At 60.0% G+C, this 18,585-nt stretch carries 17 protein-coding genes and 1 pseudogene; 7 read left to right on the top strand and 11 right to left on the bottom strand.

Features of this window, described 5'->3' with window-relative positions:
- Positions 1-130 precede the first annotated feature (130 nt).
- Positions 131-778, top strand: a pseudogene (locus tag ACQY8Q_RS19615) (VOC family protein).
- A gap of 6 nt (positions 779-784) precedes the next feature.
- On the opposite strand, the gene ACQY8Q_RS19610 reads toward ACQY8Q_RS19615, so the two are convergent.
- On the bottom strand, positions 785-2,668 hold the full coding sequence (locus ACQY8Q_RS19610; protein ID WP_428428100.1) for an ABCB family ABC transporter ATP-binding protein/permease: 1,884 nt from the start codon (positions 2,666-2,668) through the stop codon (positions 785-787).
- Positions 2,669-2,872: 204 nt separating this feature from the next.
- Positions 2,873-4,792, bottom strand: coding sequence for a LysM peptidoglycan-binding domain-containing protein (locus ACQY8Q_RS19605; RefSeq protein ID WP_428428099.1), 1,920 nt, complete (start codon positions 4,790-4,792; stop codon positions 2,873-2,875).
- Between the two features lie 260 nt (positions 4,793-5,052).
- On the opposite strand from ACQY8Q_RS19605, the gene ACQY8Q_RS19600 reads away from it, so the two are divergent.
- Entirely contained in the window at positions 5,053-5,673 is a 621-nt protein-coding gene (locus ACQY8Q_RS19600; protein WP_428428098.1) for a TIGR00730 family Rossman fold protein, read from the top strand.
- Positions 5,674-5,697: 24 nt separating this feature from the next.
- On the opposite strand, the gene rarD is transcribed toward ACQY8Q_RS19600, so the two are convergent.
- Positions 5,698-6,636 (bottom strand): EamA family transporter RarD, encoded by a 939-nt coding sequence (rarD, locus tag ACQY8Q_RS19595; protein WP_428428097.1) that lies wholly within the window; start codon positions 6,634-6,636, stop codon positions 5,698-5,700.
- Positions 6,637-6,874: 238 nt separating this feature from the next.
- Between rarD and ACQY8Q_RS19590 the strand changes: the two genes are divergently transcribed.
- Both ACQY8Q_RS19590 and ACQY8Q_RS19585 read left to right on the top strand, forming a co-directional pair.
- A complete protein-coding gene (locus ACQY8Q_RS19590; protein ID WP_428428096.1) occupies positions 6,875-8,860 on the top strand; it encodes a bifunctional 2',3'-cyclic-nucleotide 2'-phosphodiesterase/3'-nucleotidase in 1,986 nt (661 codons plus the stop codon).
- Positions 8,861-9,029: 169 nt separating this feature from the next.
- Positions 9,030-9,911, top strand: coding sequence for a DMT family transporter (locus ACQY8Q_RS19585; RefSeq protein WP_428428095.1), 882 nt, complete (start codon positions 9,030-9,032; stop codon positions 9,909-9,911).
- 78 nt (positions 9,912-9,989) lie between these two features.
- On the opposite strand, the gene cimA is transcribed toward ACQY8Q_RS19585, so the two are convergent.
- The 7 genes from cimA to cysS form a co-directional block, all read right to left on the bottom strand.
- Positions 9,990-11,606 carry a citramalate synthase gene (cimA, locus tag ACQY8Q_RS19580; protein WP_428428094.1) on the bottom strand — a complete coding sequence of 539 codons (1,617 nt, stop codon included), beginning with the start codon at positions 11,604-11,606 and terminating at the stop codon, positions 9,990-9,992.
- Positions 11,607-11,795: 189 nt separating this feature from the next.
- Positions 11,796-12,755: a prolyl aminopeptidase gene (pip, locus tag ACQY8Q_RS19575; RefSeq protein WP_428428093.1), complete on the bottom strand. Its 960-nt coding sequence runs from the start codon at positions 12,753-12,755 to the stop codon at positions 11,796-11,798.
- Between the two features lie 36 nt (positions 12,756-12,791).
- The gene (locus ACQY8Q_RS19570; protein WP_428428092.1) at positions 12,792-13,265 is read right to left on the bottom strand and encodes a GFA family protein; all 474 of its coding nucleotides are present in this window, start codon (positions 13,263-13,265) and stop codon (positions 12,792-12,794) included.
- Position 13,266: 1 nt separating this feature from the next.
- Positions 13,267-13,761 (bottom strand): GFA family protein, encoded by a 495-nt coding sequence (locus tag ACQY8Q_RS19565; protein ID WP_428428091.1) that lies wholly within the window; start codon positions 13,759-13,761, stop codon positions 13,267-13,269.
- Positions 13,758-14,240 carry a GFA family protein gene (locus ACQY8Q_RS19560; protein ID WP_428428090.1) on the bottom strand — a complete coding sequence of 161 codons (483 nt, stop codon included), beginning with the start codon at positions 14,238-14,240 and terminating at the stop codon, positions 13,758-13,760. The genes ACQY8Q_RS19565 and ACQY8Q_RS19560 overlap by 4 nt, the downstream gene beginning before the upstream one ends.
- Positions 14,237-14,605 (bottom strand): endonuclease domain-containing protein, encoded by a 369-nt coding sequence (locus ACQY8Q_RS19555; RefSeq protein ID WP_428428089.1) that lies wholly within the window; start codon positions 14,603-14,605, stop codon positions 14,237-14,239. Before ACQY8Q_RS19555 ends, ACQY8Q_RS19560 begins: the two co-directional genes overlap by 4 nt.
- A gap of 233 nt (positions 14,606-14,838) precedes the next feature.
- Positions 14,839-16,230 carry a cysteine--tRNA ligase gene (gene cysS, locus ACQY8Q_RS19550; protein WP_428428088.1) on the bottom strand — a complete coding sequence of 464 codons (1,392 nt, stop codon included), beginning with the start codon at positions 16,228-16,230 and terminating at the stop codon, positions 14,839-14,841.
- A gap of 414 nt (positions 16,231-16,644) precedes the next feature.
- On the opposite strand from cysS, the gene ACQY8Q_RS19545 reads away from it, so the two are divergent.
- The gene (locus ACQY8Q_RS19545; RefSeq protein WP_428428087.1) at positions 16,645-16,782 is read left to right on the top strand and encodes a hypothetical protein; all 138 of its coding nucleotides are present in this window, start codon (positions 16,645-16,647) and stop codon (positions 16,780-16,782) included.
- Positions 16,783-16,803: 21 nt separating this feature from the next.
- On the opposite strand, the gene ACQY8Q_RS19540 is transcribed toward ACQY8Q_RS19545, so the two are convergent.
- The gene (locus tag ACQY8Q_RS19540) at positions 16,804-17,568 is read right to left on the bottom strand and encodes an SOS response-associated peptidase (protein WP_428428086.1); all 765 of its coding nucleotides are present in this window, start codon (positions 17,566-17,568) and stop codon (positions 16,804-16,806) included.
- A 65-nt stretch (positions 17,569-17,633) separates the two neighbouring features.
- Between ACQY8Q_RS19540 and ACQY8Q_RS19535 the strand changes: the two genes are divergently transcribed.
- Together ACQY8Q_RS19535 and ACQY8Q_RS19530 are read left to right on the top strand one after the other, a co-directional pair.
- The gene (locus ACQY8Q_RS19535) at positions 17,634-18,056 is read left to right on the top strand and encodes an NUDIX hydrolase (RefSeq protein WP_428428085.1); all 423 of its coding nucleotides are present in this window, start codon (positions 17,634-17,636) and stop codon (positions 18,054-18,056) included.
- Between the two features lie 54 nt (positions 18,057-18,110).
- On the top strand, positions 18,111-18,533 hold the full coding sequence (locus ACQY8Q_RS19530; protein WP_428428084.1) for a TIGR02301 family protein: 423 nt from the start codon (positions 18,111-18,113) through the stop codon (positions 18,531-18,533).
- The last annotated feature ends 52 nt before the right edge of the window (positions 18,534-18,585 follow it).

Raw genomic sequence — 18,585 nt, 5'->3', positions numbered from 1 at the left:
CGGCGAAGCCGCTTTGCCGCCATGTTGACAATCTCTGCACACCAAGAGAAAATCTCTCTGTTGCTGTAGGGCGCATCGGCAAAAGCCGAAGGGGCTATGCCCACCTACGACAGAAACCGTAGCTGCGCCCATGCCGAACCTCGAAAACCTGAAGAAGCAGGCCAAGCAATATCTGCGCTGGCATCGCGAACGGCATCATCCGGTGGCGGCGGTCATCCGCACCACCCTGCCCCGCTTCGCCCATCTTGCCGACCACGAGGTTCTGGACGCCGCGTTCTCGCTTGCCGATGCCCAAGAGCTTGTTGCCCGCCAGAACGGTTTCGACCGATGGACGGCGCTGAAGACAGGAGCCAAAACCATGAATAATCCGGCTGGAACGATCTCCGAACGTCCTTATCTCAGCGGAACAGAGGCAATCCTCTATGTCTCCGACTTCACCGCATCCCTTGCCTTCTTCACGGAAAAACTCGGCTTCGCCGTCGATTTTGCCTATGGCGAGCCGCCGTTCTAAGGCATCGTTGCGCGCGACAAGGCACGGCTTTGCCTGCGTCTCGTTTCGGAACCGGTTTTCATTGGCGATATCCGGCAGCGTGCGGAACTGCTGTCGGCATCGATCACGCTGGACAGCGCCGCTGACATCAAGCAGCTTTTTCTCGATTACCAGGCGGCACGCGTTACTTTCCACCAGTCATTGAAGACACAACCCTGGGGAGCGCGGACGTTCATCCTGCTCGATCCGGACGGCAATCTGATTCTGTTCGCGGGACCAGGCGACTGAGACCGCTCATACCGCCGCCGCGCCGCGCACCACGACACCGAGATCGTCGCTTTCGCGCACCTTCTTCAAGGTCTCTTCGGCCTGCGTTGCTTCGCGCTGACGGTTCCACATCGACGCATAGAGGCCGTCGCGGTCGATCAATTCGCCATGGGTGCCGCGTTCGGCGATGCCTCCGTCCTTCAGCACGATGATTTCGTCGGCATGGATGACGGTGGACAGCCGGTGGGCGATGACCAGCGTCGTGCGGTTCTGCGAGACGATATCGAGCGCCGTCTGGATTTCCTGCTCGGTGCGTGTATCGAGTGCCGAGGTCGCCTCGTCGAGGATGAGGATCGGTGGGCTTTTCAGGACCGTGCGAGCAATCGCCACACGCTGCTTTTCGCCACCCGACAGCTTCAAGCCACGCTCACCGACCATGGCGCCATAGCCTTCCGGCAGGCTATTGATGAAGCCGCCGATCTGGGCGATGTCGGCTGCAGTCTCGACTTCGGCTTGAGAGGCGGAGGTGCGGCCATAGCGGATGTTGTAGGCGATGGTATCGTTGAACAGAACGGTATCCTGCGGCACCATGCCGATGACGGCGCGCAGACTTTTCTGCTTCACGTCGCGCACATCCTGGCCATCGATGGTGATGGAGCCTTCCTGCACGTCGTAGAACCGGTACAGCAGCCGGGACAAGGTCGACTTGCCAGCACCGGAGGGGCCAACGACTGCGACGGTCTTGCCGGCCGGCACCTCGAACGAGATACCTTTGAGGATTGGCCTGGCCGGATCATAGGCGAAATGCACGTCCTTGAAGGCAATGGCGCCCTTGTCGATCGCCAGTTCCACTGCGTCCGGGCTATCGACGACCTCGGCCTCGACTTCCAAGAGGTCGAACATCTGTTCGATATCGGTCAGACCCTGGCGGATTTCGCGGTAGACGAAGCCGATGAAATTGAGCGGGATGGACAGCTGCATCAGCATGGCGTTGATGAAGACGAAATCGCCAAGCGACTGTTCGCCGCGCTGGACGGCCAGCGCCGACATCACCATCATGATTGCCGTACCGGCACCGAAAATCACCGCCTGGCCAAAGTTCAGCCAGCCGAGCGATGTCCAGACCTGCGTCGCCGAGCGCTCGTAGCGCTCCATCGACTGGTCGAAGCGCTTCGCTTCCATTTCTTCGTTGCCGAAATATTTGACCGTTTCGAAGTTGAGCAGCGAATCAATCGCCTTGGTATTGGCGTCGGTATCGCTGTCGTTCATGGCGCGGCGGATGCCGATGCGCCAGTCGCTCGCCTTGATGGTGAACCAGATATAGATAACCACCGTCACCGCAGTGACAAGCAGATAGCTGAAACCATAGCCCCACCAGAAGATGATCGCCGTCATCAGGAACTCGATCAGCGTCGGCACGGTGTTGAGAATGGTGAAGCGGACGATGGTTTCGATGCCCTTGGTGCCGCGCTCGATGATGCGCGACAGGCCGCCGGTGCGGCGCTCCAGATGGAAGCGCAGCGACAGTTGGTGCATGTGGACGAAGGTGCGATAGGCAAGCTGACGCACCGCATGCTGGCCGACACTGGCAAACAGCGCATCGCGCAGCTGGTTGAGCCCGGCCTGCAGCAGGCGAGCAAGATTATAGGCCAGCACCAGCATGACGGCGCCTGTGAACACGACAGGCAGAACGCCGACGATATCAGTCTTGCCGTTCAGCGCATCGGTCGCCCATTTGAAGAAATAGGGCACGAGCAGCAGCACGACCTTGGCGATCAACAGGATGACCGTCGCCCAGACGACCCGCATCTTCAGGTCCGCGCGGTCAGTCGGCCACATGTAGGGCCAGAGGTTGATGATCGTCTGCAGCGGATTGCCTGAATCCGCCGATACCGTCTTCTTCTGCGCCACGTCTTGTCTCGCCTTCGTTCCCCGGCCGCGTTGTCAAACACAGCCGTCATTGCAAGCCTGAATGTCGCGCGGATGAAGGGCATCCGGCAAAGGCGTACAAATGCAATTTTCCAATTGAAAGCGGCGCCCTTCTCAAGGCGCCGCTTTATGTTTCAGATAAGTCTGATCATCGCCCGCTGCAATGGAGCGGCACACGAAAAGCCATCAAGGCAGATGCTTCACATGCTTGCGGTGCATCTGTTCCGATTCGGCCTCCGACATCGCCTTGTCCGGCACGCCGAAGATCTGGCCCGGCAGAATCCGGTCGGGATCAGCGATCTGATCCTCGTTGGCCAGGTAGATCGTCGTGTAGCGGACACCGGCGCCATAGACGCGCCGCGAAATCTGCCAGAGCGTATCGCCACGGCGTATGATCACGGAGGTCTTGCTCTGCTGCAGTGGCGCCTGCTGGACGGTTTCCGGTTCGGCGGAAGCTTGGCCCGTGGCTGCAGTCGCGTTTCCGGTTACCGTCGCGGCCGTGCCTGTCTCAGCGGCAGGCGCGGTTGACTCTGCGGCAGGCTTCTGTGCGGTTTCCGCAGTCGCAGGCTTTGCAGGATCGACACTTTCAGCGGGTGCCGTGCTTGTTGCTGCAGCGCGCTCATGAGCCGGTGCCGGCATCGTGGTCTGGCTGGCAACCGCATCGTTACCGGTACCATCGGTGCGCGGCATCAGCGCCGAGCCGACCCCACTTTCGATCTTGCCAAGCGAGGCCGAAACGCTGGCCGCATCCTTCGGAAGCGCCTTCAGCATGGTCAGCGCATCTGTTGCGGCCGTCGCGGTCTTGGCCGCCATTTCCTTGACATTGGCATCCAGATTGTCGGCAACCTTGAAATCAGCAAGCGACTTCAGGGCGATTTCGGTGGCCGAGCGCGCCGCCGCCAGTTCCTCTGCCGTCGGCACCTTGCCGTTGGCAAACAGGCCCTTCAGCAGGCTCAGTGCCTTGGTTGCTTCCAGGCGCAAGCCATCGAAGCTGCCGCCATCGAACGGGACGACAGAGCCCTGGGCGTTACCCTGCGCCACGGCCGCCACCTGATCGCCGACCGGGCGATCGAACGGTACGGCCGCACGCAGCTCGACCTTGCTGCCATCGGCACCCATCATATCGGCACGGATCGTGTGATTGCCGACAGGGAGCTCGAGCGTGCCGTCGACGACGAAGCGGCCCTGCTCGTCGGTCTTGGTTTCTCCCACCAGCGTGTCATCGGCATAGATACGCACCAGCGCACCGGCCTTGGCGTTGCCGGCAACGAAAATCTTCTTGCCTTCGATCTCGACAGCGGAGACGGCAACCAGCGCCTTGTCACCGGTTGCTGTGGCCTCAGCCGCCGTCGCCGGGGTCTGTGTGGAAACTGCGGCATCCGCAGGTTTGGCGCCATCCGTGGCTGTTGCTGCGGTTGGGGCTGGCTCAACCTTTGCCACGTCACCGGATGCAGCGGTCGTCGCGTCAACCACCGGTTTGGTGATGATGCGGCTTGCTTCGCCGGGCTTCGACACCATGGCGAGCAGTTCGCCTGTCTTGTCCTTCGGGATCGAGACGGTCGCGACCTCTTCCGAGGATTTGGTCACGCCGTTTTCGCCGACGCTGCGCAGCGTCAGCTGATAGTCGCCGGCCGGCAGCGGATTGTCGAAGATCGCTGCGAAATCGCCGGTCGCGCCGACATTGGCGGTTCCAACGACAGTGTCGCCGTTAACGATCTCGAGTTTGGTATTGGGTTGCGCCCGTCCGGCAATCACCGTCGAGCCATCCGGCTCAACGCGCAACACGTCAAAGCCCGGCACCGTCCATGCGGCAGCCGGATCGGCAGACTTCGAGCCGGTCCCGGTTGCTGTCGCCTCGGCTGCCGGAGCGTTCGCCGTTTCGCTTCCAGCGACCGGCCGCGCGCCCTTTGCGTCTGCCGTGTTGGCATCCGCAGGCTTGACGTCGGTTGGCGTTGCGTCGGGTTGCTTGGCCACACTATCGGCCGGAGCTTGCGCCGTGACCTTGTCCTTGCTGCCGTTGATATTGGGCATGACAAAGAAAATCATCAGCAGTGACGCAATTGCCAGGACGATAAGGGCCACCCAGCCGGCCTTGTTCTTCATCATGCAAAATCTCCAAATGGCCCGGAACCGTCTGCGCCCGACATGAGCGCAGAAGGACAGCTTTTTCCAAGCCTTTATGCCCGCAGCTTTCCGCCTGTTTCTGCTGACCGGAATCAGCCAGCCCATAACGTCAGCCCATGCTTAAAAATTGCTAACGATTCCCGAGGTTTTCCACAAGCAGCGCCGCATGTTCAGACCGGCTGAAAGCCCCGTTTCCCGTCATTTTTCTTGACGCATGCTGCCTTGCGATGTCTCTTTGGCCCATGAGCGAGAAAAATATCCCGATTCGATCCATCTGCGTCTACTGTGGCTCACAGCCCGGACGCGATCCGTCCTTCATGGAAGCCGGCCGGATTCTTGGCAAATCCATTGCCGAAAATCACCTTCGCCTGGTCTATGGCGGCGGTACGAAAGGTATCATGGGAGCCGTTGCAAGCGGCGTTCTTTCGCATGGCGGCCGCGTGACCGGCATTATACCAGAATTCCTGATGGATATGGAGGCCACCCGTCATTCACTGGGGCAGCTCAGCGAACTGATCGTCACGCCGGACATGCATGACCGCAAGCACAAGATGTTCGAGCGCTCGGACGCATTCGTCACGTTGCCGGGCGGCATCGGTACGCTTGAGGAAATCGTCGAGGTGATGACCTGGGCGCAGCTTGGCCGCCACCGCAAGCCGATCGTGCTCGTCAATATCAACGGTTTCTGGGATCCGCTGATGAAGCTGATCCACCATATGGCCGACAGCGGCTTCATCCACACCGCCCATCTCGTCCAGCCGCTGGTGATCGATGCAGCCGACGAAGTCGTTCCGGCCCTGCTTGCCCATTGGGCCAGCCAGGTCGATCGCGACGGCGACGACGGGATCATCGCCAAGCTTTAAAAGAGCTTTTTAAATCCCGGCCGACTATTCGGCCGGGTTCGGCACCGCCGCCCGGCGGGCGCGGCTTTCGAGGATCATCGACGTCGAATAGACCGCCAGTGCTGCCCAGATCAGAATGAAGGCGATCAGCTTCGATGTGCCGAAGGGCTCGTGGAAGACGAAGACGGCGATGATGAAGATCATCGTCGGGGCGATGTACTGCATGATGCCGATGGTCGACAGTTTCAACAGCTTGGCGCCATTGGCGTAGATCATCAGCGGGATCGCGGTAACGACGCCGCAGGCCATCAGCCAGGCAACGTCGGCCCAGCCGGTATCGAGGAAATGTCCCTGACCGGTGAATTCCAGATAGGCGATATAGCCCAGCGCCGGTACGCTGAGCAGCAGCACTTCCAGGAAGAAGCCCTGGTTGGGTCCAACCGGCAGCGTCTTGCGGAAGAACGCATAGAGCCCCCAGGAAAGCGCCAGCCCGATGGAAACCCAGGGCAGCCCGCCGGCATCGAAAGCAAGCACGACCACGGCAATGGCAGCCAGAACGATCGCCACCATCTGCGCCGGATTGAGCTTTTCCTTCAGGAGGACGGCACCAAGGAAGATCGAGAACAGCGGGTTGATATAATAGCCGAGTGCCGTTTCCAGCGCCCGCCCTGCCCCGATCGCCCAGACATAAATGCCCCAGTTGATAGTGATCAGCACCGCCGTCAGCATCGCCATTTTCAGCATGCGCGGCGTGCGCAGCGCCACCTTCACGTCGTCCATGCGGCCAAGCACGATCAGCACGGCACCGGCGAGCGGTACCGACCAGACGATGCGGTGCGCGACAACCTCGAAAGCCGGGATATGCGCGACGGCCTTCATGAAGAACGGCAGGAAGCCCCAGAGCAGATAGGCGGTCAGCGCGAAGGCGAAGCCGCGGGGGGAATCGCCATTTTGCACCGCTGGTATTTGTTTCGCGTCAGACATGGCATTCATCCCGTTGCGGCTTGCCGTGTGGCAGCCCTCAGTCATTTTGGCCGTCGTACTCCAAAGACGATTGATCAACCAATTCATTTCCGTGAACCTTGCTACAGCAAAGCTCACAATCGACGGTAAGAGAATTGTTACGGGATTGGCGAAACACCCAGATTTTACGGGGTGCATTTCACAGTCCGGCGCTTTACGTTCCCTCCAGGCAATGACCGGTCAGACGAAGGAATTTTAGATGTCATCCATCCTCGCGCTCCACCCGATTACCCGCCGCTCGTTGCTGAGCGGTGTCGCAGCCACCTCTGCCCTCGTCTTTCTGCACCCCTTTGCAGCGCGCGCGGCCGCCAATCAGGCGCATCTGCGCATCATGGAAACCACAGACATCCACGTCCACGTCTTCCCTTACGATTATTACGGCGACAAGCCGAACGACACGCTGGGCCTTGCCCGCACCGCCTCGATCATCGACGCCATCCGCGCCGAGGCCGGCAATTCCTTCCTCGTCGACAATGGCGATTTCCTGCAGGGCAATCCGATGGGCGACTACATGGCCTATCAGCACGGAATGAAGGAAGGTGACGTCCACCCGATCATCAAGGCAATGAACGTGCTCGGCTACGAGGCCGGAACGCTGGGCAATCATGAGTTCAACTATGGCCTCGACTATATGTTCAAGGTGCTGGGCGGTGCCAATTTCCCTTACGTCTGCGCCAACCTGACCAAGGGGCAACTCGCAGCCAACCCGAAGGACGACACGCTGTTCTTCAAGCCCTACACGATCATCGAAAAAACCATCACCGACGGCTCGGGCGCCGCAAGCGAACTGAGGATCGGCATTATCGGCTTCGTGCCACCACAGATCATGCTCTGGGACATCAAGAACCTCGAGGGCAAGGCGCAGACACGCGACATCGTCGAGGCCGCCAAGGCCTGGGTGCCTGTGATGAAGGAGGCAGGTGCGGATATCATCATCGCGCTTTCCCATTCCGGTATCGATGGCTCCGGCCAGAGCGACCGCATGGAAAATGCCTCACTCTATCTCGCCGGTGTCGAGGGCATCGATGCCGTGTTTACCGGCCATCAGCATCTCGTCTTTCCCGGCCCCAAGAGCTTTGACGGCATTGAAGGCGTTGATCCGGTCAAGGGCACGCTGCTCGGCAAACCCGCAGTCATGGGCGGTTTCTGGGGCTCGCATCTCGGCCTGATCGACCTTCTGCTGGAAAAGGACGGCAACAGCTGGAAGATCGTTGATTTCACCACCGAGGCGCGGCCGATCTATCACCGTGAGGACAAGAAGGTGGTCGCCGATGTTCCCGACCGCGCCGATGTCATCGCCGCCGCCAGCGCCGAGCATGAGGCGACACTCGCCTATATCCGCACGCCGGTCGGCAAGACCACGGCACCGCTCTATTCCTATTTCGCGCTGGTGGCCGATGATCCCTCCGTGCAGATCGTCTCCAACGCGCAGACCTGGTATATCAAGGACATGCTGAAGGAGACGGAGTTCAAGGACCTTCCGGTTCTGTCGGCGGCAGCCCCGTTCAAGGCGGGCGGACGCGGTGGCGCCGACTACTACACCGACGTTCCCGCCGGCGATATCGCCATCAAGAACGTCGCCGATCTCTATCTCTATCCGAATACCGTGCAGGCGGTGGTCGTCACCGGGGCGCAGGTCAAGAACTGGCTGGAAATGTCGGCCGGCATGTTCAACACCGTCGAGCCCGGCGCCAAGGATGTGGCCCTGCTCAACACCACATTCCCCTCCTACAATTTCGACATCATCGACGGCGTTACCTACCAGATCGACCTGTCGCAACCGGCCAAATATGACGGCGACGGCAAGGCGGTGAACCCAGATTCCAACCGTATTCAAAACCTCGCCTTCGACGGCAAGCCGATCGACCCGGCGCAGAAATTCGTCGTCGTCACGAACAATTATCGCGCCGGCGGCGGCGGCAAATTCCCGGAAATCGCTTCCGACAAGGTGGTCTTCGCCGCCCCCGACACCAACCGCGACGTCATCGTCCGCTACATCATCGCCGAAGGCACGATCAATCCGTCGGCCGATGGCAACTGGAGTTTCAAGCCGGTGGAGGGTGCTACGGCGGTGTTCGAGAGCGGCCCGAAGGCGCGCGGGCTGATTGCTGATGTGAAGAGCGTGAAGCTCGAGGATGCGGGCGACGGCGCCGACGGGTTTGCGAAGTTTCGGCTGGTATTGTGAATACGGTCGCTCCGATAGGTGGAACCGACCCGGCACAGCAAGAATCCCGAACCGTGCCGGGACATGACTTTTGACTGCGCCAGATTATAGCAGGTGCATACTCCCGCCCTGATACCAGGCGATCCGCGTCCATCCCGAGCCGCCACTCGAACTTGAAAGCACGTGCCGCATGGATAACAGTCCGTCGATCGCAAAGGCGGCAGCATGGATGGTGACGTCTGTGGTCCTGATACTGCTCATGGCGGTATCGGGCCGCATCATTACGCGTGAGATCGACGTCTTCCAGGCGATGGAGATGCGTTCCGTCATTGCCTTTTTCATGCTGTTGCCGCTGGTTTATCGTGAAGGCGGCATCAGGGCGATGCGAACCAGCATCCTGCTCAGACACATCGGCCGCAACGTTGCTCACTATGCGGGGCAATATGCCTGGTTGGTTGGCTTGACGCTGATCCCACTGGCTCAGGTCATTTCGATTGAGTTCACCGCGCCCATTTGGGCCGCTTTTCTGGCTGCCATATTCCTGGGTGAACGACTGACATGGCGAAAAGGGGTCGTGATCCTTTTTGGTTTGGCGGGCGTCGCGCTCATCGTGCGTCCCGGCGTAGCCCCTCTCAATCCGGGCCACTTGATAACACTGGGTGCTGCCTTCGCCTTTGCTATTTCCTTCATTTCCACAAAGGCACTGACCCGTTCCGACAGTGCAACAAAGATCCTCTTCTGGATGCTCGTCATCCAATCGATCATCGGGATCATTCCGGCGCTGAACGTGTGGCTTTGGCCGTCGGCCTCGACATGGCCGTGGATATTCCTGTTCGCATTCGCTGGCTCATTTGCCCATTTTTGCATGGCGAAGGCGCTGGCTCATGCGGATGCTACAGTCGTGATGCCTATGGACTATCTGCGGGTGCCATTGTCAGCCGTGCTCGGTTATCTGTTATACTCCGAGGCAATCGACGGTTTCACGGCGATGGGCGCGGGACTGATCGTTGTCGGCAACCTTTTCAATCTGCGACGGCCGAATGCCAAGAAAGTCGAGCCGACACCGACCTGACGATTGCCACAGGAATTGGTCCCCTGCGCGCGCAGCATTACCCACCCCCACCCTGCGGCAATGCTTGGCAACAGCCTTCTACTCCGCCGCCGCCAACCCCGCCTGATCGCGGTTCTTCAGCAGCTTGAACACGATTGAATCCATTAGTGCCTGAAACGATGCGTCGATGATGTTGTCGGAGACGCCGACCGTCCACCAGCGGGCGCCGGTGCCATCGACGGATTCGATCAGGACGCGGGTTATGGCCTCGGTGCCGCCGTTGAGGATACGGACCTTGTAGTCCACCAGTTCGAGATCCTCGATCTCCGACTGGTATTTGCCAAGGTCCTTGCGCAGCGCCAGATCCAGCGCGTTGACGGGGCCATGGCCCTCGGCGACCGACATGGTCGCCTGCCCATCAACCGACACTTTCACCACGGCTTCCGAAACCGTCTTCAAATGGCCGTTGGCATCAAAGCGGCGCTCGACCATGACGCGGAAACTCTCGACATGGAAAAAATCAGGCACCGAGCCGAGGATGCGCTGGGCAAGGATGGCGAAGCTCGCGTCGGCGCCTTCATAGGCATAACCGGTCGCCTCGTTTTCCTTGACGATGGAGATCAGCTTGTCGAGCTTCGGATCGTCCTTGGAGACGATGATGCCACGGCGCTTCAACGCGTTGATGAAATTGGCCTTGCCGCCCTGATCCGACACCATGACCTTGCGCAGGTTGCCGACGCTTTCGGGCGTCACGTGCTCATAGGTACGCGGGTCCTTCAGCAGTGCCGAGGCATGGATGCCGGCCTTGGTGGCAAAGGCGGAGGCGCCGACATAGGGCATCTGGTGGTCGGGCGAGCGGTTGAGTAGCTCGTCGAAGGCATGCGACAGCTGGGTCAGTTCCTGCAGCCGGTCGGCGTCGATCGCCGTCTCGAAGCGGCTGGTATAGGTTTCCTTCAGCGCCAGCGTCGGGATCAGCGTCACCAGATTGGCGTTGCCGCAGCGCTCGCCGATGCCGTTCAGCGTGCCCTGGATCTGGCGCACACCCGCCTCGACTGCGGCCAGTGAATTGGCGACCGCCTGACCTGTATCATTGTGCGCATGGATGCCGAGATTGGCGCCGGGCACGCCGTGGGCGATGATGGCCGTGACGATGTCGCGGATTTCCGGCGGCTGCGTGCCGCCATTGGTATCGCAGAGAACGACCCAACGGGCGCCGGCATCATAGGCGGATTTGGCGCAGGCAAGCGCATAGGCCGGGTTGGCCTTGTAGCCGTCGAAGAAATGCTCGCAGTCGATCATCGCTTCCTTGCCGCTTTCGACAACGGCTTCGACGGAAGACTGGATCGATTCGAGGTTTTCCTCGTTGGTGCAGCCAAGGGCGACGCGGACATGATAGTCCCAGCTCTTGGCGACAAGACAGATTGCGTCGCTTTCCGCCTGCAAAAGCGCCGTCAGCCCCGGATCGTTGGAGGCGGACACACCGGCGCGCTTGGTCATGCCGAAGGCGACGAAGCGGGCGGCCTTGGTGCGCTTCTTGCTGAAGAATTCGGTATCGGTCGGATTGGCGCCGGGATAACCGCCCTCGACATAATCCATGCCGAACTCATCCAGCATCGTCGCAATGGCAATCTTGTCCTCGACCGAAAAATCGATGCCCGGCGTCTGCTGGCCGTCGCGCAGCGTGGTGTCGAAGAGGTGGATGCGTTCGCGGGTCATGCCCTACCTCCGTCATTCCGGGAATTACCGCCCTCTGTCGGCAACGCCGACATCTCCCCCACAAGGGGGGAGATTGACCGTAGGCTTTTTGCACCTCTAACCAGCGCAGAGGAAATGAATGATCTCCCCCCTTGTGGGGGAGATGTCACGCAGTGACAGAGGGGGGTGCAAGCGGCATACACAGTCATGTCACTTCTTCCCCGCAAACCCATCCGTCGCGCGGATCAGCCGATCGAGAATGCCGGGTTCGGAATAGGCGTGTCCCGCCCCTTCGATCAGGTGAAACTCCGATTCCGGCCAGGCCTTGTGCAGCGCCCAGGCGTATTTCGCCGGGCACGGCATGTCGTAGCGGCCGTGGACAATGACGCCTGGGATGCCATGAAGCCTGTGCGCGTCGCGCAGAAGCTGTCCCTCGTCCAGCCAGCCGGCATTGACGAAGAAATGGTTTTCGATGCGGGCAAAAGCGTGGGCGTATTCTTCCTGTTCGAACGGCGTCGAGGTCGACGGTTCCGGCAAAAGCGTGATGGTTTCGCCTTCCCAGATGCTCCAGGCCATGGCGGCAGCAACGCGGGTCGCCCGGTCATCGCTGGTCAGCCGCCGGTGATAGGCGTGCATCATTTCGTGGCGTTCGTTTTCCGGGATCGGTGCGATGAAGCGCTCCCATTTGTCGGGGAACATTTCCGAGACGCCGAACTGATAGTACCAGTCGAGCTCGGCCTTGGTCAGCGTGTAGATGCCGCGCACGACCAGTTCGGACACGCGCTGCGGATGTTTTTCCGCATAGGCAAGCGCCAGCGTCGAGCCCCAGGAGCCGCCGAAGACCAGCCATTGATCGACGCCCGCCATCTCGCGCAGCCGCTCGATATCGGCAACCAGATGCCAGGTGGTGTTGGCGTCCAGTTCCGCATGCGGGGTGGACTTGCCACAACCGCGCTGGTCGAACAGGGTCACATCATAAAGCTTCGGATCAAACAGGCGGCGGTGGTTCGGCGAAATCGTGCCGCCGGGGCCGCCGTGCAGGAAGACGGCCGGTTTTGCGCCCGGCGTTCCGGATTTTTCCCAATAGATCCTATGGCCATCACCTGCGTCGAGATGGCCGGAGGCATAGGCCTCGATTTCAGGATAGAGCGTGCGGAGAATTTCGGTCATGCTGTCTGCTTTCAAGGATGATTTTAAGCGGCCGGGTCAGGAGATGTGCGGAAATTGCGGCCAGACCTCGGTGTCGTGGTCCGGATGCTGGAACGAGATGATCTGTTCCTGCTGCATGTAATAGTTGGGATCCTCATGCACCGGCTGGTCGAAGATCGTCGTTATCCAGTCATTGCGGGCGGCAAAATTCACCTGGATCTGCGGCGCGAGATCAGAGCGGTCGTCAAAGGCGCCGATGGCGATCTCAAGCCCGCCCGGATGTTTGTAGGTCAAAGGCGTGCCGCAGGCAGCGCAGAAGCCGCGCGCGATATTGATGGAAGACTGGAAATAGCTGGGCTCGCCGCGTGTCCATTCCGTCTCGCCTTTCACGGTGACGAGCGGCCCGAAGAAGCCGCCAAAGGCCTTCTGGCACATGCGGCAATGGCAGATCGACGGGCGGCCGAGCGCGCCATGGATCTTGAAGCGAACGGCTCCACACTGGCAGCCTCCGGTTCGATTGGTTTCGGTCATCTCAGTCCTCCGGTGGCCAATGTTCAGTATCGTAGTCGGGATGCTGGCGGTTCGATTCGAGAATGGCGATATGCCGCTCGGTGATCGGCTCGCTGCCGTCGTCCATCTCCGTGCCGGGCAATCCCGGCAGATGCGAAAACCAGGGCATGCGCGATTCGACACCGGATTGGGTCAGCGGTCGCACATCATAGGGATCATCGAGCGAGCCGAGCACGATATTGATGAAATCAACCTCCGGCATATCGTAAAACAGCGGCGTGCCGCAGAGGAAACAAAAGCCGCGCCGGACCAGATGTGACGAGCGGAACCAGCCGGGAGCGCCGCGGGTGATGCTGAAATTGGCGCGCGGCGCATTGGCGAGCGGCATGAAATAATTGCCGGATGCCTTCTGGCACATGCGGCAATGGCACAGATGCGGATCGCCGAGCGTTCCCTCCGCCCGGTAACGCACCGCCCCGCACTGACAGCCCCCGGTATAGATGCGGCTGATGCTCATCCGCGCTCCTCCGGCGGCCATTCAGCCGTGTCGTGATCCGGGTGCTGGTAGGAAACCAGATTGGCAAGGAAGGATGTGGCATCCTGATCGGCCATCGTATCCTCGCCCGGCAAATGCGGGATGTGATCGACATAGGGCAACTTGGCCTCGATGCCCCACTGGATTGTTGGGACGATCCCTTCCGGCCTGTCGAAGGCGGCGATTGTGAGTGCCACGCCATCCGGCGCCTCATAGGTCAGCGGCGTGCCGCAATCGCCGCAAAAGCCGCGTGACGCTGCGTTGGAGGACTGGAAGCGCTTCGGCTCGCCACGCGTCCAGACAAGCTTTGCCTGACGCACGGAAACCAGCGGCAAATAGAAATTTCCCGCAGCCTTCTGGCACATGCGGCAATGACAGACGGAGGCATCGCCGAGCGCGCCGTCGACACGGAAGCGAACGGCGCCACACTGGCACCCACCGGTATGGACGAGAGCGGTCATGGAAGGTCCACCTTCAAAATCTTGAGGATATGGGCACAAACACTATCGACGTCCTTCAGAACCTCATCATTCCAAAATCGAAGCACCGTCCAGCCATCGTCCTCCAAACGTCTGGTGCGTACGGCATCATAGATCGCATTTTCATCGGTCGCATGCTGCGTGCCATCCAGTTCAATGATCAAGCGATGCGTTGGGCAGGCAAAATCGGCGATATAGCCTGCGATCGGGAATTGACGCCTGAATCCGATGCCCATCGGCCGGTGAGCACGCAATTCATTCCAGAGCTTGAGTTCAGCATCCGTCAGATTCTTGCGCATTTTGCGCGAATTTCCGCGAATTTTCGAAGGGATCAAAGTATGCGGCATGATAACCCCCTCTGTCACTTCGTGACATCTCCCCCACAAGGGGGGAGATTGTATTCGGCGAGTGCCCTGCCCACCAATACCCCTTACATCGTGAGCATAGGAGCACGACAAATCAAACCAATTTCCCACCACGACCGATAGAGCAAACCGCTTGCGCATTCGACGGCAGAGAGCTCCCGATCTCCCTCCTTGTGGGGGAGATGTCACGAAGTGACAGAGGGGGGTGGCAAGGCTCACCGCCTGACCTCCCACGCCGTTACCCGCTCGCCGGTCTCTGTATCCTTGCCGTCCTTCAACTGGATGCCCTTGGCGGCGAGATCGTCGCGGATCTTGTCGGCCTCCGCAAAGTTTTTGGCCTTCAACATTTCAAGCCGCATCGCCACCAGTGCTTCAACAGCCGAAGCAACTGCGCCGTCAACTTCAGCCCCCTTGGGCAGAACACCGAGCAATGCAGCACTTGCGGCAAAGACCGGCAGTGCAGCCGGGTCCGCATTGGCGGCAGAAGCCAAGGCGTGCAGCGCTTGTACCGCTGCGACCGTGTTCAGATCATCGGCCAGTGCGTTGAGCACGGACGCATCCGGGGCAGCATCGCTAGGCTTTCCGGCCGGCCACTTGGCCAGAAGACGCTCCGCCTCTTCCAACCGCTTGATCGAAAAATCGATCGGCTCGCGGTAATGCGTCATCAGCATGGCCAAGCGCAGAACCTCGCCCGGCCACTTGCGGCCGCCAAAGGTCTCGGTGTGCAGAAGTTCGTAGATGGTGACGAAGTTGCCGTCTGATTTCGACATCTTGCGGCCTTCGACCTGCACGAAGCCGTTATGCATCCAGACATTGGCCATCACGTCAGTGCCATGAGCGCAACGCGACTGGGCGATCTCGTTTTCGTGGTGCGGGAAGATCAGGTCGAGGCCACCACCATGGATATCGAAGGTTTCGCCGAGATAGCGCTGGCTCATCGCCGAGCATTCGATATGCCAGCCGGGGCGGCCCCTGCCCCATGAGCTTTCCCAGCCGGGCTCATTATCAGACGAGAGTTTCCAGAGGACAAAATCGCCAGGGTTCTTCTTGTGGACATCGACGGCGATGCGGATACCGGCCTGCTGTTCGTCGAGATTGCGCTTCGACAGCTGTCCGTAGTCCGCCATTGAGCGCGTATCGAACAGCACTTCGCCTTCGGCCGCATAGGCATGGCCCTTGACGATCAGCGTCTCGATGATCTCGATCATCTGGGCGATGTTGTCTGTGGCGCGCGGCTGCACGTCGGGGTCGAGGCATCCGAGCGCCTTGGCGTCCTCCAGAAACTGCGTTTCGGTCTTTTCCGTCACGGCGCGAATGGCATCGTTCAAAGGCAGGTTCGGAAAATCCCGCAGCGCCCGTGCGTTGATCTTGTCGTCGACGTCGGTGATGTTACGCGCATAGGTGAGGTGGCTTTCGCCGTAGACATGACGCAGCAGCCGGTAGAGCACGTCAAAGACGATGACCGGGCGGGCGTTGCCGATATGGGCGAAGTCATAAACCGTCGGGCCGCAGACATACATGCGGACATTGTCGGGATCGATCGGCGCAAAGACCGCCTTCTCCCGGGTCAGCGTATTGTACAGTTTCAGTGTCGGCAGTCCGTCCATTCCCAATCTCCCATTCCGCATATGGCCGAAGCACGCAGGCGCCCGGCTGGACCTTTGCGTTGTCATCTTGATTTTTGGGAGACGAAAACGGCCAGGCCAGCTTTGAGGCTAGCGAATAATAATCCGGCAGGTAATGCAGATAACCGTTTTCATGGGCTGCTTTATCGCGCTTCGATCCGTCCCGGTCAAGAGGTCAGCCGCGCTCCAGCATATTCTGTTGCAATACTGGATTATTCGTCATTGTTTTGTCATGATTACGCTTATCTGGAGAGGCCAGATGTCCGGGGACGCAGGGCTTTGAGCACTTGCACATTAAAGCCTGTTTCCTGGGGCACAATAAGGAACGCCGTTTTGGTGGAGAACACACCGGACGAAGCGCTTCCGCTTAGGGAAAGCATCTGAGGAGAGATTGAAATGCCTGGTAAAAATACCGACAAGAACAGCCCGCGAGCGTCGGCCGATCTTATCGAGCAATACCGTCCGCTTGGCCTGAAGGCCGTGCTTGCCGCTGCGCTGCAGATCAAGCCGAAGCCGGTCAAGAAGCCCGCCTGAGCGAAGATATGGCCTGATCGTTCAAAAGAGCGACAGCTGCGGATTTACGGGCGGGTCTTTCGGCTTTGAGACAGGCCGTGCCGACACATGCACAGGCGTTTGAAGATCGGCTCCGGTGTTGGCCACCTTGTTGACCCGGTCCGACACGGCGATGACGTCGAAATAGTCGTCATCGATCGGCGCCAGCAAATCAGCGACATCGCGTGGCTCCTGCGTGCGGCAATCAAGCCAGCGGGCGAAATCCTCCGGCTTGATCACCACCGGCATCCGGTCATGGACATCGCCGATCCGCGCATTGGCATGCGTTGTCAGAATTGCAGCCGTATCGACCTCTGATCCATCCACTGAGGACCACGTTTCCATCAGCCCGGCAAATGCGACAATGCCGCCGTTCCGGGGCTTGATCCAGTAGGCCTGTGATGCCGTGCCGCTTTCCTTCGATGGCCGATGCCACTCGTAGAAACCGGATGCCGGGATCAGAACGCGCCGGTGGCGCATCGCCGCCTTGAACGAGGCCTTTTCGGCCGCAGTCTCAGCGCGCGCATTGATCAAAAGCGGAAAATCACGCGGGTCCTTGACCCAGGATGGTGTCAGCCCCCAGCGCACCAGAAGCGCCCGGCGGTCCGGCAAATTGCTGCCCGGCCGCTGCCGCTCGCCGGACATGACGATGATGACCGGTTGCGTCGGGGCAATATTGAAGCGCGCCGGAAAATCCTCCGTTTCCAGAAGACCGAAAATATCCGCCAGTTCCTTGGGTGTCGCCGTCAGCGAAAATCGTCCGCACATGGCATTCAAATCGCACTTCGCCTAAGGTGGGTCAAGATTTTCAATATTCTTCCGGTCTCATCAGCATGACAGCCTCCCCACAACTTGCCTCGTCCGCGATTCTCGAACGCAACGGGCGTTACCTGCTTGTGCGCCGTGCCAATCCGCCATCCGCCGATATGTATGCGTTTCCGGGCGGCCGGGCGGAGGCAGGCGAAACACCGGCGGAAACCGCGGTGCGCGAGTTTCATGAGGAAACCGGCATTCTGCCACGCAATCCGCTGCTGTTTGAGACTTACGATCTACCGCCGAGCGAATCGGATGGAGCCAGCGCCCGGCACTTCTTTCTTTCGGTGTTCAGGGTCGAAGCCGATGCCGATCGTGTTGCCGTCGCGGCTGACGATGCAGCCGATATCGGCTGGTATACGGCCGATGAAATTTTTGACCTTCCGATCCCCGAAAGTGTCCGGCAATGCGTGGAAAAACTCGAAACGCTCCGCCAGCGATGAGTGCCTCGCCAAAATCCGCTTGCCCCAAGGCATGATTCGGGGCTTGAAAGGGCGATGATCCGTTTTCTGGCCACACGATCGTTTCTGCTGCTGGCTTTCGCCGGCCTGCCACTCGGTGCGCAGGCGCAGGGTACGCCGCCTTTAGGCGTCCCGGCAGTTGCTGCAGAGAAACCCGCCCCCTATGATGCGCGCCTGCTGCGCTTGTCGGAAATCCTTGGTTCTGTTCACTATTTACGCACACTCTGCAAGGATCCGGCCGCCGACACCTGGCGCCAGTCCATGCAGAATCTGCTCGACAAGGAGGCACTGGGCGAGGCTGAGCGGCGTGCCCGCATGACGGCTGCCTTCAATCGCGGTTATCGGGCATTTGCCTCCGTTTATACTGCCTGCACGCCCCCGGCCGTGGTTGCGGATGAGCGATATCGTGCCGAAGGAGCAACACTTGCTTCAGAAATAACCGCCCGCTTTGGAAATTAACGATAAATTAACCTCTTTCTTCAGGAGCCCGTGTCGTTTTGGGAAAAGGCTG

It is taken from the genome of Pararhizobium sp., assembly GCF_965279435.1.
In the GTDB taxonomy this organism is placed as follows: Bacteria; Pseudomonadota; Alphaproteobacteria; order Rhizobiales; family Rhizobiaceae; genus Pararhizobium.
Note: the sequence above shows the minus strand (reverse complement) of the source record. Positions and strands in the feature narration are given on the sequence as shown.